This is a genomic window from Streptomyces sp. NPDC052773 (assembly GCF_044547145.1).
In the GTDB taxonomy this organism is placed as follows: domain Bacteria; phylum Actinomycetota; class Actinomycetes; order Streptomycetales; family Streptomycetaceae; genus Streptomyces.
This window is the reverse complement of record NZ_JBITZX010000001.1, coordinates 664893-679490: the sequence shown is the minus strand read 5'-3', so window position 1 is coordinate 679490 and position 14598 is coordinate 664893. Positions and strand designations below refer to the sequence as shown.

Genomic DNA, 14598 nt, shown 5'->3' with positions numbered 1-14598 from the left:
CGAGCCGCTCATCGGGCCGCCCCCGTCGCCTCGGGTCCGACGGCTCCCGCGATGTCCATCACGACGGCCTTCGGCTCGGTGAAGAACTCCCTGCTGTGGGTGCCTCCCTCGCGGCCGATGCCGGAGGCGCCGACACCGCCGAAGGGGGCGCGCAGGTCCCGTACGAAGAAGCAGTTGACCCAGACGGTGCCGCCGCGCAGGGCGGCGGCGGTGCGGTGGGCGCGCCGCAGGTCCTCGGTGAACACCATGGCGTTGAGCCCGTACGGGGTCGCGTTCGCCCGGGCCACGGCCTCCTCCTCGGTGTCGAAGGGCAGCACGGTGGCGACCGGCCCGAAGATCTCCTGCCGCAGTACGGCGGCCTCTTCGGCGGCGTCCACCACCACCGTGGGCCGCATCAGCCGTGGGTCGCCGGGGTCGGGGCCGCCGGTCAGCAGCCGCCCCTCGGGGCCGCCGTCGAGCCGGTCGAGGAAGCCGCGCACCTTCGCGTGGTGCTCCGCCGACGACAGCGGGCCGATGTCGGTGCCGGGGTCGGCGGGGTCGCCCGTCCGCAGGGCGTCCGCGGCGGCGGTGAAGCGCTCCAGGAACGCGTCGTAGACGGGGCGCTCGACGTAGACGCGGCTGCCGGCCAGGCACACCTGGCCCGCGTTGGTGTAGGCGGCCGTCACCGACCAGTCGACCGCGCGGTCCAGGTCGCTGTCGGCGAAGACGAGGCTGGCCGCCTTGCCGCCGAGTTCGAGGCTGAGCGGGGTCAGCCGGTCGGCGGCGGCGCGGGCGATGGCCCGGCCGGTGGCGGACTCGCCGGTGAAGGTGATCCGGTCGACGCCGGGGTGGGAGACCAGGAACTCGCCGGCCGCGGCGGGGCCGTGCCCGTGCAGCACGTTGAGCACGCCGGGCGGCATGCCCGCGTCCAGGGCGAGCCGGGCCAGCAGGGTCGCGGAGACCGGGCTCTGCTCGGCCGGCTTCAGGACCACCGTGTTGCCGTGGGCGAGGGCCGGCGCGATCTTCCAGCTCTCCAGCATCAGCGGGAAGTTCCAGGGGGCGATGGCCGCGACGACGCCCGCCGGTTCGTAGCGGGTGTAGACGTGGGTGCCGTTGTCGGCGGGCAGGTGCTCGGCGGCGGTCAGCCGCGCGTGGTCGGCGAAGAAGCGGAAGTTGGCGGCGGCCCGGGGCACGTCCTTGGCCAGGGCCTGGGCGCGCGGCCGTCCCATGTCGCGGCTGTCGGCGGCGGCCAGTTCGGCGGCGTGTTCCTCGATCAGGGCGGCCAGCCGGTGCAGGATCCTCCCGCGCGCGGCGTGGCCCATCCGGGGCCACTCCCCCGTGTCGAAGGCCTGCCGGGCGGCGCCGACGGCCCGGTCCGTGTCCGCGGGCCCGCCCTCGGCGACCTCCGCCCAGGCGTGGCCCTGCCAGGGGTCGACGGAGGTGAACCGGCGCCCGTCCTCGGACTCGGTCTCCTTGCCGTCGATCACATGTCCGTAGAAGTCCTCGTCCTGCCCGGTCATGACCGTCCCTCCGCAGCAGTGAGCGAAACCGTTCCGAGGGTGGAGAAGACCGCGGTGGCCGTCGTGCCGGCCGGGAAGGGCGCCGCGTCGGTCACCCCGCCGGTCAGCACGGTCCAGCCCGCCTCGACGCGCAGCCCCCGCCGGGCGAGCAGCCGGGCGGCGAACAGCAGCGCGGCCACCGGGTCGCCGAGCACGTCCGCGCCGACGCCCTTGCCCGCGGTGACGCCGTCGACGTCGATCCGGCAGCTCTCCTCGCGCAGGCCGTCGTCGGCGGGGCGGGCGGTGTCGCCGAGGGCGTACAGGGCGCTGGAGCCGTTGTCCGCGACCACGTCCGGCAGCGTGAACCGGTAGTCCAGGAACCGGCTGTCGATGACCTCCAGCCCGGCCCGGACCCGCCCGATCGCCCGGCGCGCCGCCGTCTCGTCGGCGGTGCCGTCCAGGGGGGCGGCCATCTCGAAGGCGATCTCCGGCTCGATCCTCGGCTGGATCAGACCGCCCACGGGGACGGTCGCGCCGGCCGGCCGCACCATCCGGTCGGTGAGCCAGGCCACCAGCGGCTCGGCCACCTTCATGCGTTGCTGCTTCGCCCGCGAGGTGAGCCCCAGCTTCACGCCGACGAGCCGCTCCCCCCGGGCCAGCCGCAGGCGCAGCGCGGTGTCCTGCACCCGGTACGCCGTCTGCGCGTCCAGTTCCGGCCATTCGTCGGTCAGCGGGGTCAGCGCGGTCGCGGACGCCTCCGCGTCGAGCAGCAGCCGCGCCGCCCTCACCACTTCCGTCGCCACAGCACACACCTCCACCTCGGACTGCTCCGACGGGTCATCTTGGGTAGCGGCGCCGGGCGTGCGGCGGCGGTTTCCACTCATCGAAAACCCCGCGTGCGCTGTTCCGCTGAGCGGGCGTCACCACCCGCGGCGGTCCGGCATGGCGGACCATCACATCCCCCGCCCGGGGGCACGGGGGGCGTGGCGGGGGTGGCGGCTGAGGGGCCGGTGGCCCCGTCGAACGTTCAGAGCGCGACAAGTGGGGCGCGGTGCGCACCGAACGTTTGGGAGGCGTGGAGCGGCACCGCGCGACGTGTGTTCAGAGACGGTGGCGGGCGCCCGTCGACGGACGTACGTTCGCCCGCAGCGGGGTTCGATCCCCCGTGCTCGTCTCAGCTTCGCCAGGGGTAGTCAGTGGCTGTGCGAACCACGCCCACCCCTGGGCGTCACACGCTCAGGAGAGAGGCCAGGGGGATGGCGGGCAACACCAATCAGGTCGGCGTATCGGTCACGAGTCGGGTTCTGGCAGTCCTCGGAACGTTCGACGTACGGCACCCGAGTCTGTCGTTGACGGAGATCGCCCGGAGGGCGGGGATACCCATCACCACCGTCCACCGGTTGTTGTCGGAACTGGAGAAATGGCGCGCTGTGGAACGGGGGTCCGACGGGCGGTACCGCATCGGCCTGCGGCTGTGGGAGCTGGGCAGCCTGACCTCTGCCCGCACCCGGCTCAGGGAGGTGGCGCTGCCCTATCTGCACGCCCTGCACGAGGCGACCCGCGCCCAGGTGTTCGTGGCGGTCGCCGACGAGGGCGACGTGGTGTACGTGGAGCGGTTCGGCTCGGCCGGAGCGCCGTGGGAGTCCGCGCCGCGGCTGCCGGTGCGCCAGCCGATGGAGCAGTCGGCGGCGGGCCTGGCCCTGCTGGCCTACCACGGCCGGAAACAGCAGCCGCGCCCGCTGGGGCGTACGCATTCGGCGGCACTGGCGGATCTGCTGCGCCGGGCCCGCCGCCAGGGCTGCGTCGTCCTGCCCGACGCCGCCGACCGGGGCGCGGTGAACATCGCCGCACCGGTGCTCGGCGCGAACGGCCACGCCGTCGCGGCCCTGGGCCTGTCGGTACGGTCCCCGCAACGCGCCGAACGCTGGCGCGAGCCCCTGCTGTCGGCCACGTCCGGGATGCAGCGCACCCTGCTGGGTCGCGGCGAGGACGTGGTGGCCACGGGGCCGGCGGCGGTGTCCGGGGCGGGCGGGTGAGGTGATCCACGGCACACCGGAGGCGGACGACGGGCGGTGCCCCGCGCTTCGAGCGAGCGGCGGGCGAGCACGGCCCGGCAAACGATCTTGATGCCCCCGAGTGACCTCTCGGCGCGCCGGGGTTTCACACTCCGCCGCAGGTGAGAACGTTTCTGCGGCGGAGCGCCTCGGTGGGGCGGGTGGGACTCGAACCCACGGCCGACGGATTATGAGTCCGCTGCTCTAACCGGCTGAGCTACCGCCCCTCACGGCGCGTCGCGCACATTTGTGCGCGCCGTCTGCCGCAGCATAGCCGCTCATACGATCTCCTGCTCCGGCATGGTCGGCATCGCACGACCATGAGGACTCCGCCGCGGCCCGAACGGTTCCCCCGGACATGAAAAAGGACCCCGGAGGGTCCTCGTTCAGCATGCTCCCCCGACTGGACTCGAACCAGTAACCTGCCGGTTAACAGCCGGCTGCTCTGCCAATTGAGCTACGGAGGACCGAGCTCCCCCGACTGGACTCGAACCAGTAACCTGCCGGTTAACAGCCGGCTGCTCTGCCAATTGAGCTACGGAGGAATGCCTCGTTGCATCGAACGTACCTACCTGGGTATTCGCCAGGGGGCGCTCGCTCGCTGCGACACATACATTAGCGCAAGCAGGGGGGTGCTCCGCCAATCGGTACCTCCGGGCCCGATGCCGCACCGGAACCGTGCCAGGGACTACGCAAGGAAAGGGTGGCCGCCATGCGTTACCGGCTCACGTTCGTCGTCGGACTCGCTCTGGGTTACGTCCTGGGCACACGGGCCGGGCGAGAGCGCTACGAACAGCTGAAGAAGTCCGCTCAGCGACTCTCCCAGAACCCGGCCGTGCGCAACACCGCCGAGACCGCCGCCCAGCAGGGCCGTCAGTTCGCCGGCAAGGCGTACCACGTGGTCAGCGACAAGGTCGGCGACCGCATGCCCGACTCCGTCGCCCACCGCGTCCGCGCCGTCCGCGACCGCTCGAACGGCTCGGCTGGCGACGACTGGGGCACGAGCAACACCTGAGGCTCCTTCTCATCCCAGGGGAACCGCCACTCCCGGCGCCCGTCCCCCGGGGCGACCCGGCTCGAGCCGGTGCAGCGCTACGGCACAATCTGTTGCATGGGGATAGTCGCCGGGTTGGACAGTTCACCCGATTTCACTCGTATCGTCGTCTGCGACACGGACACGGGGGCCGTGCTCAAGCAGGGATATGCCCCCCATCCGCTGGAGAGCCCCGACGGCGGGCGTCCCAGCGACGTCGATCCGCAAGCCTGGCTGCTCTCCCTCGGCGAGGCCGCCGCCGGCGGCCTGCTGGAGGGCGTCCAGGCGATCGGCGTCTCCGCGCAGGCGAACGCGGTGATCCCGCTGGACGCGCAGGGCAACACCGTCCGCCCGGCGCTGACCGGCGGCGACAAGCGCGCACAGGTCGCCGCGGCCGATCTGATCGACGCGCTCGGCGGCCGGGAGGCCTGGGCGCAGGCCGTCGGCTGTGTTCCGCAGGCCGCGCACCCGGTCACCAAGCTGCGCTGGCTCGCGAAGAACGAGCCGGACGCCGCCGCGCGCACCGCCGTACTCCTCCAGGCGCACGACTGGCTGGTGTGGCAGCTGCTGGGCCGGCCGGTGCGCCGGACCACCGACCGCGGCGGCGCCTCCGGCACCGGCTACTGGTCCGCCGCCACCGGCTCCTACCGGCCCGATCTCGTCGAGCTGGCGCTCGGCCGGCAGGCGATGCTGCCGGAGGTCATCGGACCGTCGGACGCGGCCGGTACGACCCCGGAGGGGCTGCTGATCTCCGCGGGGACCGTGGACACCATGGCCGCCGCGTTCGGGCTGGGCCTCGGTCTCGGGGACGCGGTCGTCTCGCTCGGCGCGTCCGGGTCCGTCATGGCCGTCCACCCCGAGGCGCTGCACGACCCGTCCGGGACGATCACCACCCTGGCCGACGCGACCGGGATGCATCTGCCGGTCGTGACCACGCTGAACGCGGTGCGCACCCTGCGCGGCACCGCCGAACTCCTCGGCCTGCCCGACCTGGAGACCCTGTCCGACCTGGCGCTGAAGTCGACGCCGGGCGCGCACGGGCTGGTCCTGCTGCCGTATCTGGAGGGCGAGCGGACGCCGGCGCTGCCGCACACCGCGGGCACCTTGGCGGGCCTGCGGCGGGAGGCGATGAAGCCGGAGCATCTGGCGCGGGCCGCGTTCGAGGGCATGCTGTGCGGGCTCGCCGACGCGCTGGACGTGCTGCGCGGGCGGGGCGTGGAAGTACGGCGGATCTTCCTGCTGGGCCCGGCCGCCGCGCTGCCCGCCGTGCAGGCCTCGGCGCCGTCCCTGTTCGGCGCGCAGGTCGTCGTACCGCAGCCCGCGGACTACGCGGCGATCGGTGCCGCCCGGCAGGCCGCCTGGGCGCTCGGGGTGTCGCAGGGCACCCTCGACCCGCATGTCCCGCCGGCCTGGCAGGGGGCGGCGGCGCAGGTGCTGGAGCCGGGCGAGGAGCTGGCGGTGGGTCAGGCGGTGCGCCAGCAGTTCGTGTCGGTGCGGGAGCAGACGCATCCGGGGGCGTTCCGGGCGTAGGGCCCCGCCCCCGCCCTCGCGAGGGCCGCCCGATGGGTTAATCGGTTGAGGTAACGCGGGTGGAGTGTTCGACGATAGGGGCCAGGGGCAACCATCCGGCCCCTCTCGCCGCCGACTCCGAGAGACCAGCGTGCTCATACGACTCCTGCGGACCTATCTCAGGCCCTACCGAAAACCCATCGCCGTGCTGGTGCTGCTGCAGTTCCTGCAGACCTGCGCGACCCTCTATCTGCCGACCCTGAACGCGGACATCATCGACAACGGTGTCGTGCACGGCGACACCGGCTACATCCTGTCCTTCGGCGCCCTGATGATCGGCATCTCGCTGGTCCAGGTCGTCTGCAACATCGGCGCGGTGTACTACGGCGCCCGCACGGCCGCCGCGCTCGGCCGGGACGTGCGGGCCGCCGTCTTCGACCGGGTGCAGTCCTTCTCCGCGCGTGAGGTGGGGCACTTCGGCGCGCCCTCGCTGATCACCCGGACCACCAACGACGTCCAGCAGGTGCAGATGCTGGCGCTGATGACGTTCACGCTGATGGTGTCGGCGCCGATCATGTGCGTCGGCGGCATCGTGCTGGCGCTGGGCCTGGACGTGCCGCTGTCCGGGGTGCTGGTCGCCGTCGTGCCGGTGCTCGGCATCTGCGTGACGCTGATCGTGCGGCGGCTGCGGCCGCTGTTCCGGACCATGCAGGAGCGGCTGGACACGGTGAACCGGGTGCTGCGCGAGCAGATCACCGGCAACCGGGTGATCCGCGCCTTCGTCCGCGACGAGTACGAGCAGCAGCGGTTCCGGAAGGCCAACGCCGGGCTGACCGACATGGCGCTGGGCACCGGCAATCTGCTCGCGCTGATGTTCCCGATCGTGATGACGGTGGTGAACCTGTCGTCGATCGCCGTCGTGTGGTTCGGCGCGCACCGGATCGACAGCGGGGGGATGCAGATCGGGGATCTGACCGCGTTCCTCGCCTATCTGATGCAGATCGTGATGTCCGTGATGATGGCCACCTTCATGTTCATGATGGTGCCGCGCGCGGAGGTCTGCGCCGAGCGGATCCGGGAGGTGCTGGACACCTCCTCCAGCGTGGTCCCGCCGGCCGCGCCGGTGACCGAGCTGCGCCGGCACGGGCATCTGGAGATCCGGGGCGCGGGCTTCCGCTACCCGGGTGCCGAGGAGCCGGTGCTGAAGGCCGTCGACCTGGTCGCCCGGCCCGGCGAGACCACCGCGGTGATCGGCTCGACGGGCAGCGGCAAGTCCACTCTGCTGGGCCTGGTGCCGCGGCTGTTCGACGCGACCGACGGAGAGGTCCTCGTCGACGGCGAGGACGTACGGACCATCGACCCGAAGGTGCTGGCGCGGACCGTGGGACTGGTCCCGCAGAAGCCGTACCTGTTCGCGGGCACCGTCGCGACCAACCTGCGCTACGGCAACCCGGACGCCACCGACGAGGAGTTGTGGCACGCGCTGGAGGTGGCGCAGGCCAAGGAGTTCGTGGAGCGGCTGGAGGGCGGCCTTGACGCGCCGATCGCGCAGGGCGGCACGAACGTCTCCGGCGGTCAGCGCCAGCGCCTCGCCATCGCGCGCACGCTGGTGCAGCGCCCGGAGATCTACCTCTTCGACGACTCCTTCTCCGCCCTCGACTACGCCACCGACGCGGCCCTGCGCGCCGCGCTCGCCGAGGAGACCGCGGAGGCGACCGTGGTGATCGTCGCCCAGCGGGTGGCCACCATCCGCGACGCCGACCGGATCGTCGTCCTCGACGAGGGCCGGGTGGTCGGCACCGGACGGCACCACGAGCTGATGGCCGACAACGAGACCTACCGGGAGATCGTGCTCTCCCAGCTGACGGAAGCGGAGGCTGCCTGATGGCCGGGCCCATGGGGCGGATGATGGCCGGAACCGGACCGGATCACCGCTCGCTGGACTTCAGGGGGTCGGGTCGGCGGCTCGTCGCGCGGTTCAGGCCGGAGCGGTTCACGATCTACGCGCTGCTGCTGTGCGTGCTGCTCAGCGTGGGCCTGTCGGTGGCCGGTCCGAAGATCCTCGGTGACGCCACCGACCTGGTCTTCGCGGGCATCGTCGGCCGGGAGATGGAGCCGGGCGCCACCAAGGAGCAGGTGCTCGAGGCGATGCGGGAGCGCGGTGACGGGGACGTCGCCGACATGCTCCGCTCGACCGACTTCACGCCCGGCGAGGGCATCGACTTCACCGCCGTGGGACACGTCCTGCTGTTCGCGCTCGCCGTGTTCGTGGTCGCGGGGCTGCTGATGGCGGTGGCGACGCGGCTGGTGAACCGGGTCGTGAACCGGACGATGTACCGGATGCGCGAGGACGTGCAGACGAAGCTGTCGCGGCTGCCGCTGTCGTACTTCGACAAGCGGCAGCGCGGCGAGGTGCTGTCCCGCGCCACCAACGACATCGACAACATCGGGCAGACGCTCCAGCAGTCGATGGGCCAGCTGATCAACTCGCTGCTGACCATCATCGGCGTGCTCGCGATGATGTTCTGGGTGTCGTGGATCCTCGCCCTGGTCGCGCTGGTCACGGTCCCGCTGTCGCTGTACGTGGCGACGTGGGTCGGCAAGCGGTCGCAGCCGCACTTCGTGCAGCAGTGGCGCTCCACCGGCACGCTCAACGCGCACATCGAGGAGATGTACACCGGGCACACCCTGGTGAAGGTGTTCGGGCGGCAGGAGGAGTCGGCGCGGCAGTTCGCCGAGCAGAACGAGGCGCTGTACGAGGCCGGGTTCCGGGCGCAGTTCAACAGCGGCATCATGCAGCCGCTGATGATGTTCGTGTCGAACCTCAACTATGTGCTGGTCGCGGTGGTCGGCGGGCTGCGGGTGGCGTCGGGGTCGCTGTCGATCGGCGACGTGCAGGCGTTCATCCAGTACTCGCGGCAGTTCTCGATGCCGCTGACGCAGATCGCGTCCATGGCGAACCTGGTGCAGTCCGGGGTGGCCTCCGCCGAGCGGATCTTCGAACTGCTCGACGCGGAGGAGCAGTCGGCGGACCCGGTGCCGGGCGTGCGGCCGGAGGAGCTGCGCGGGCGGGTCGCGCTGGAGGGCGTGTCCTTCCGGTACGACCCGGAGAAGCCGCTCATCGAGGACCTGACGCTGACGGTGGAGCCGGGGCAGACGGTCGCGATCGTCGGCCCGACCGGCGCCGGCAAGACGACGCTGGTCAATCTGCTGATGCGGTTCTACGACGTGACCGGCGGGCGGATCACCCTCGACGGCGTCGACATCGCGACGATGTCCCGGGACGAACTCCGCGCCGGGATCGGCATGGTGCTCCAGGACACCTGGCTGTTCGGCGGCACCATCGCGGAGAACATCGCGTACGGCGCGGCCCGGGAGGTCACCCGGGGCGAGATCGAGGAGGCGGCGCGCGCGGCCCACGCCGACCGGTTCATCCGCACCCTGCCCGACGGGTACGACACCGTGATCGACGACGAGGGGTCCGGGGTCAGCGCCGGTGAGAAGCAGCTGATCACCATCGCGCGGGCGTTCCTGTCCGACCCGGTGATCCTGGTCCTCGACGAGGCGACGAGTTCGGTGGACACCCGTACCGAGGTGCTGATCCAGAAGGCGATGGCCAAGCTGGCGCACGGGCGTACGTCGTTCGTCATCGCGCACCGGCTGTCGACGATCCGGGACGCGGACACGATCCTGGTGATGGAGAACGGGGCGATCGTCGAGCAGGGCGCGCACGCGGAGCTGCTGGCGGCGGACGGCGCGTACGCACGGCTGTACAAGGCGCAGTTCGCGCAGGCGGTGGCCGAGGTCGACTAACGACGCGGGGCGACATGGGGGGCCGCTCTCGTCTCGGGAGCGGCCCCTTCCCTCAGTCCAGGTAACCCCGCAACTGCTCCGCGAAGGCGTGGTCGCGGAGTTTGTTGAGGGTCTTGGACTCGATCTGGCGGATCCGCTCCCGGGTCACGCCGAAGATGCGGCCTATCTCCTCCAGGGTGCGCGGGCGGCCGTCGACCAGGCCGTAGCGCAGCTGCACGACCTTGCGTTCGCGCTCGCCGAGGGTGGAGAGGACCGCCTCCAAGTGCTCCTTGAGCAGCAGGAACGCGGCGGACTCCACGGGTGAGGCGGCGTCGCCGTCCTCTATCAGGTCGCCCAGCGCGACATCGTCCTCCTCGCCGACGGGGGCGTGCAGGGAGACGGGTTCCTGGGCGAGCCGCAGCACCTCGCCGACCCGCTCGGGCGGCAGGTCGAGGTGGGCGGCGACCTCTTCGGGCGTGGGCTCGTAGCCGCGCTCCTGCAGCATCCGCCGCTGGACGCGCACCACGCGGTTGATCAGCTCGACGACGTGCACCGGGACGCGGATGGTGCGGGCCTGGTCGGCGAGGGCGCGGGACATGGCCTGGCGGATCCACCAGGTGGCGTAGGTGGAGAACTTGTAGCCGCGGGCGTAGTCGAACTTCTCGACCGCCCGGATGAGGCCGAGGTTGCCCTCCTGCACCAGGTCGAGCATGGTCAGTCCGCGGCCGACGTACCGCTTCGCGACGGACACCACCAGCCGCAGGTTCGCCTCGATCAGCCGGCGCTTGGCCATCCGGCCCATGACGACGAGCCGGTCCAGGTCGAGGGCGAGACGGCTGTCCAGGTCGGGGGTGTTGAGCAGCTTCTCCTCGGCGAACAGGCCGGCCTCGACGCGGCGGGCGAGTTCCACCTCCTCGGCGGCGGTGAGCAGCGGGATCCGCCCGATCTCCCGCAGGTACTGCCGGAACAGGTCGGAGGTGGGGCCGCCGGTGTCGGCGACCCGGCCGGGCGCCGGCTCGACGACCTCGGCCTCGGGCTCCGCCTCCGCCTCCGCGTCGGCCTCGGGGGGCGGCCCGGGCTCCGGTTCCGTCTGCGGCCGTGTCTCCGGGTGGTGCGCGGCACGGCTCTGCGGCGGGACGGCCATCAGCACGTCCGGCTCCGGATCGTGCTCCGCGGTGGTGGCGCTGTCGGTAGGGACGAGGGTCTGGGTCTGCACGGGGGCGACCTCCAGGTGATCGCTGCTGAGGTGGCGGAACCGCGGGCAGGGACCCGTGGGGGGACGGACCGGCCGCGCTCCGAGGACTCAGGCACCGCACCCAGTGTGGAGTAAGACACATCTCCGCCACGAGGGGCGTGCGCGCACTTTTTGAGTCCGGTGCGTGACCGGTCGGTTACTCAGGTGGCGATCACAACGCCGCGGCGCCGTGTTCCCGGAGGGCCTGGCCGTACTGCTGGAGGACCCAGAGTTCGTTCTGGACGGCGGTCAGCCGGGCCGGGTCGCCGCCGTTGGCGAGGCGGGTGAGGGTGGACTGGACGTCCTGGATGCGGCGGTCGACGGCGCGGCGGCGGACCCAGACCAGCTGTTCGCCCGCGTACGCCTCGTCGACCGTGCGGCGCATGATCGCCTCGACGGCCAGCTCGGTGACCATGGCGCGAACCGTGTCGTCGGGGGCCGCCTCGCGGACCCGGACCAGGTACCCCTGCGGGTCCTGCGCGCCGTACTCGACGCCGCCCGCGTCGAGGATGGCCTGGCGTACGGCCGCGTAGGGCGGGGCGGTGAACTCGTCGACGCCGTACGCGTCGAACGCCGGGGCGACCAACTCCGGGCGCTGGAGGGCGAGTTTGAGCAGCTCGCGTTCGGTGGCGTACACCGGGTTGCGGAGGTTGAGCGCCGGGCCGGAGGCGGTGGGGCGGGGGGCCGCGTCGTACGACGGCTGCTGCGGGCCCCGGGCCGGGGCGGGGCCCTTGCCGCCGCGGTCGCGCGCCCACCGGGCGAGCTGGGCGACCCGCTTCACCACGAACTGGGTGTCGAGGATGCCGAGCATGCCCGCGAGCTGCACGGCGACCTCGTGCTGGGCGCCGCTGTTCTTGATGCGGGCGACGACCGGCGCCGCCTCGTCCAGCGCCGCCGCACGGCCCGCCGGGGTGTCGAGGTCGTAGCGGGAGACGATCTGGCGCAGCGCGAACTCGAAGAGCGGGGTGCGGGGTTCGACCAGTTCGGCGACCGCCTCGTCGCCCTTCGCCAGGCGCAGGTCGCACGGGTCCATGCCGTCCGGCGCGATGGCGATGTACGTCTCGGCGGCGAACTTCTGGTCGTCCTCGAAGGCGCGCAGGGCGGCCTTCTGGCCGGCCGCGTCCCCGTCGAACGTGAAGATGACCCGCGCCGAGCCGTTGTCCATCAGCAGCCGTCTGAGGATCTTGATGTGCTCGCTGCCGAAGGCGGTGCCGCAGGTGGCGATCGCGGTCGTCACCCCGGCGAGGTGGCAGGCCATCACGTCCGTGTAGCCCTCGACGACGACCGCCCGGCTGGTCTTGGCGATCTCCTTCTTGGCCAGGTCGATGCCGTAGAGGACCTGGGACTTCTTGTAGATCGCGGTCTCGGGGGTGTTCAGGTACTTCGGCCCGTTGTCCGCCTCGTACAGCTTGCGGGCGCCGAAGCCGACGACGTCGCCGCCGATGTCCCGGATCGGCCACATCAGCCGGCCGCGGAAGCGGTCGATGGGCCCGCGGCGGCCTTCCTGGCTGAGCCCGGAGAGGATCAGTTCCTTGTCGGTGAAGCCCTTGCCGCGCAGATAGCGGGTGAGGTGGTCCCAGCCCTGCGGGCTGTAGCCGACGCCGAAGTGGACGGCGGCGGCCTGGTCGAAGCCGCGCTCGGCGAGGAAGATCCGGCCGGTCTCGGCCTCGGGGCTGGTCGCGAGCTGTTCCGCGTACCACTCGGCGGCGATCTTGTGGGCCTCGACCAGGCGGATGCGCTCGCCGCGCTGGTGGGACGGGTTGTACCCGCCCTCCTCGTAGCGCAGCGTGATGCCCGCCTGCGCGGCGAGGCGTTCGACCGCCTCCGAGAAGGAGAGGTGGTCCACCTTCATCACGAAGGTGATGGTGTCGCCGCCCTCCTGGCAGCCGAAGCAATGGAAGAGGCCCTTGCTGGGGCTGACCTGGAAGGACGGCGACTTCTCGTCGTGAAACGGGCACAGCCCCTTGAGGTTGCCGCCGCCCGCGTTGCGCAGCTGGAGGTACTCGGACACCACGGCGTCGATCGGGACCGCGTCCCGTACCGCCTTCACGTCCTCGTCGTTGATCCGTCCTGCCACGCGTGAATTCTACGGGGGTCCACCGACATCCCCGGGGCCACTGTGACTCGCTCAGGGGCGCGGGGAACTGCGCGACCAGCCACAGCGAACCCGCACCCGCGAGACGACGGACCCCGGCAGACGCCTACGCGCCCAACGACTCCAACGGCACACGCGGAGACGACAGCGCCTCCACATCCACCCGCACCGCGGAACGCACCAGCCGCTGGATGTGCTCTGTGACGTCCCACACGTTCACATTCATCCCGGCCAGCACCCGCCCCTCCTTCACCCAGAACGCGATGAACTCCCGCTTCCCCGCGTCCCCCCGGATCACCACCTGGTCGTACGACCCGGGCGGCGCCCACCCCGAGTACTCCATGCCCAGGTCGTACTGGTCGGAGAAGAAGTACGGCACCCGGTCGTAGACCACGTCCTGCCCGAGCATGGCCCGCGCCGCCGCCGGCCCGCCGTTCAGCGCGTTCGCCCAGTGCTCCACCCGCATCCGGGTGCCGAAGAGCGCGTGCGGGAAGGCGGCGACGTCGCCCGCCGCGTGGATGTCGGGGTCGGAGGTGCGCAGCCGCTCGTCGACCACGATCCCCCCGCCGTGCGCCCGGTCGGCGATCTCCAGCCCGGCCGCCTCGGCGAGAGCGGTGCGCGGTGCGGCGCCGATCGCGGCGAGCACGTCGTGCGCGGGGTGCTCCTCGCCGTCGTCCGTGCGGGCCGCGAGCACGACCCCGTCCTGCCCGACGATCTCCGTCAGCCGCACGCCGAAGTGGAAGCGCACCCCGTGCTCGCGGTGCAGCTCGGTGAAGAGCTGGCCCAGCTCGGGGCCGAGCACCCCGTGCAGCGGGGTGGGCGACGGCTCGACGACGGTGACCTCCGCGCCGTACTCCCGGGCCGCCGCCGCGACCTCCAGGCCGATCCAGCCGGCGCCCGCGATCACCAGGTGCCCGTTGTCCCGGCCGAGGTGGGTGAGGACCCCCTTGAGCCGTTCGGCGTGGGCGAGTCGGCGCAGGTGGTGGACGCCCGCGAGGCCGGTGCCCGGGACGTCCAGGCGGCGGGGTTCCGCGCCGGTGGCCAGCAGCAGCTTGTCGTAGCGGACGATCGTGCCGTCCTCGCCGAAGCGGACCGTCTTCGCGGCGCGGTCGATCGCGTCGACGGTCTGCCCGAGGTGCAGCTCGATGTCGTGCTGCGCGTACCAGGCGGGCTCGTGCACGAAGACGCTGTCGCGCTCCTCCTTGCCGAGCAGGAAGCCCTTGGACAGCGGCGGCCGCTCGTACGGGTGGTCGCGCTCGTCGCAGATCAGTATCACCCGCCCGGTGAAGCCCTCCGCGCGGAGCGTCTCGGCCGCCTTGGCGCCGGCGAGCCCTCCTCCGACGATGACGAATGTCTGATCCGCGTCGACCACTTGATGCCTCCTCGTCACTGTGCCGCCAGAT

General features: G+C 72.1%; 10 protein-coding genes, 3 tRNA genes and 1 pseudogene. 6 read left to right on the top strand and 8 right to left on the bottom strand.

What is annotated here, in order from left to right; all coding sequences use genetic code 11:
- Positions 1 to 8: 8 nt before the first annotated feature.
- Entirely contained in the window at positions 9 to 1499 is a 1491-nt protein-coding gene (locus tag ACIG0D_RS03175) for an aldehyde dehydrogenase (RefSeq protein ID WP_399795933.1), read from the bottom strand.
- Positions 1496 to 2281 carry a 2-keto-4-pentenoate hydratase gene (locus tag ACIG0D_RS03170; RefSeq protein WP_399795932.1) on the bottom strand — a complete coding sequence of 262 codons (786 nt, stop codon included), beginning with the start codon at positions 2279 to 2281 and terminating at the stop codon, positions 1496 to 1498. The genes ACIG0D_RS03175 and ACIG0D_RS03170 overlap by 4 nt, the downstream gene beginning before the upstream one ends.
- A gap of 453 nt (positions 2282 to 2734) precedes the next feature.
- Here ACIG0D_RS03170 and ACIG0D_RS03165 point away from each other — a divergent pair.
- Both ACIG0D_RS03165 and ACIG0D_RS03160 read left to right on the top strand, forming a co-directional pair.
- Positions 2735 to 2905: pseudogene (locus tag ACIG0D_RS03165) on the top strand (helix-turn-helix domain-containing protein); the annotation flags it as partial.
- 3 nt (positions 2906 to 2908) lie between these two features.
- The gene (locus tag ACIG0D_RS03160; RefSeq protein ID WP_399796364.1) at positions 2909 to 3514 is read left to right on the top strand and encodes an IclR family transcriptional regulator; all 606 of its coding nucleotides are present in this window, start codon (positions 2909 to 2911) and stop codon (positions 3512 to 3514) included.
- 171 nt (positions 3515 to 3685) lie between these two features.
- Here ACIG0D_RS03160 and ACIG0D_RS03155 read toward each other — a convergent pair.
- From ACIG0D_RS03155 to ACIG0D_RS03145, 3 genes are all read right to left on the bottom strand, one after another.
- Positions 3686 to 3759, bottom strand: a tRNA-Ile gene (locus ACIG0D_RS03155).
- Between the two features lie 167 nt (positions 3760 to 3926).
- Positions 3927 to 3999, bottom strand: a tRNA-Asn gene (locus tag ACIG0D_RS03150).
- A 5-nt stretch (positions 4000 to 4004) separates the two neighbouring features.
- A tRNA-Asn gene (locus ACIG0D_RS03145) sits at positions 4005 to 4077 on the bottom strand.
- 167 nt (positions 4078 to 4244) lie between these two features.
- Between ACIG0D_RS03145 and ACIG0D_RS03140 the strand changes: the two genes are divergently transcribed.
- From ACIG0D_RS03140 to ACIG0D_RS03125, 4 genes are all read left to right on the top strand, one after another.
- On the top strand, positions 4245 to 4547 hold the full coding sequence (locus tag ACIG0D_RS03140; protein WP_365762545.1) for a YtxH domain-containing protein: 303 nt from the start codon (positions 4245 to 4247) through the stop codon (positions 4545 to 4547).
- A 96-nt stretch (positions 4548 to 4643) separates the two neighbouring features.
- The gene (locus ACIG0D_RS03135) at positions 4644 to 6095 is read left to right on the top strand and encodes an FGGY-family carbohydrate kinase (protein WP_399795930.1); all 1452 of its coding nucleotides are present in this window, start codon (positions 4644 to 4646) and stop codon (positions 6093 to 6095) included.
- Positions 6096 to 6225: 130 nt separating this feature from the next.
- On the top strand, positions 6226 to 7959 hold the full coding sequence (locus tag ACIG0D_RS03130) for an ABC transporter ATP-binding protein (RefSeq protein ID WP_399795929.1): 1734 nt from the start codon (positions 6226 to 6228) through the stop codon (positions 7957 to 7959).
- Positions 7959 to 9887 (top strand): ABC transporter ATP-binding protein, encoded by a 1929-nt coding sequence (locus ACIG0D_RS03125; protein ID WP_399795928.1) that lies wholly within the window; start codon positions 7959 to 7961, stop codon positions 9885 to 9887. Before ACIG0D_RS03130 ends, ACIG0D_RS03125 begins: the two co-directional genes overlap by 1 nt.
- A 52-nt stretch (positions 9888 to 9939) precedes the next feature.
- Here the strand turns inward: ACIG0D_RS03125 and ACIG0D_RS03120 are convergent, their stop codons facing one another.
- From ACIG0D_RS03120 to ACIG0D_RS03110, 3 genes are all read right to left on the bottom strand, one after another.
- The gene (locus ACIG0D_RS03120) at positions 9940 to 11082 is read right to left on the bottom strand and encodes an RNA polymerase sigma factor (RefSeq protein WP_399795927.1); all 1143 of its coding nucleotides are present in this window, start codon (positions 11080 to 11082) and stop codon (positions 9940 to 9942) included.
- A gap of 190 nt (positions 11083 to 11272) precedes the next feature.
- Positions 11273 to 13177 carry a DNA primase gene (dnaG, locus tag ACIG0D_RS03115; protein ID WP_399795925.1) on the bottom strand — a complete coding sequence of 635 codons (1905 nt, stop codon included), beginning with the start codon at positions 13175 to 13177 and terminating at the stop codon, positions 11273 to 11275.
- A gap of 124 nt (positions 13178 to 13301) precedes the next feature.
- A complete protein-coding gene (locus tag ACIG0D_RS03110; RefSeq protein ID WP_399795924.1) occupies positions 13302 to 14567 on the bottom strand; it encodes an NAD(P)/FAD-dependent oxidoreductase in 1266 nt (421 codons plus the stop codon).
- Between the last annotated feature and the right edge of the window lie 31 nt (positions 14568 to 14598).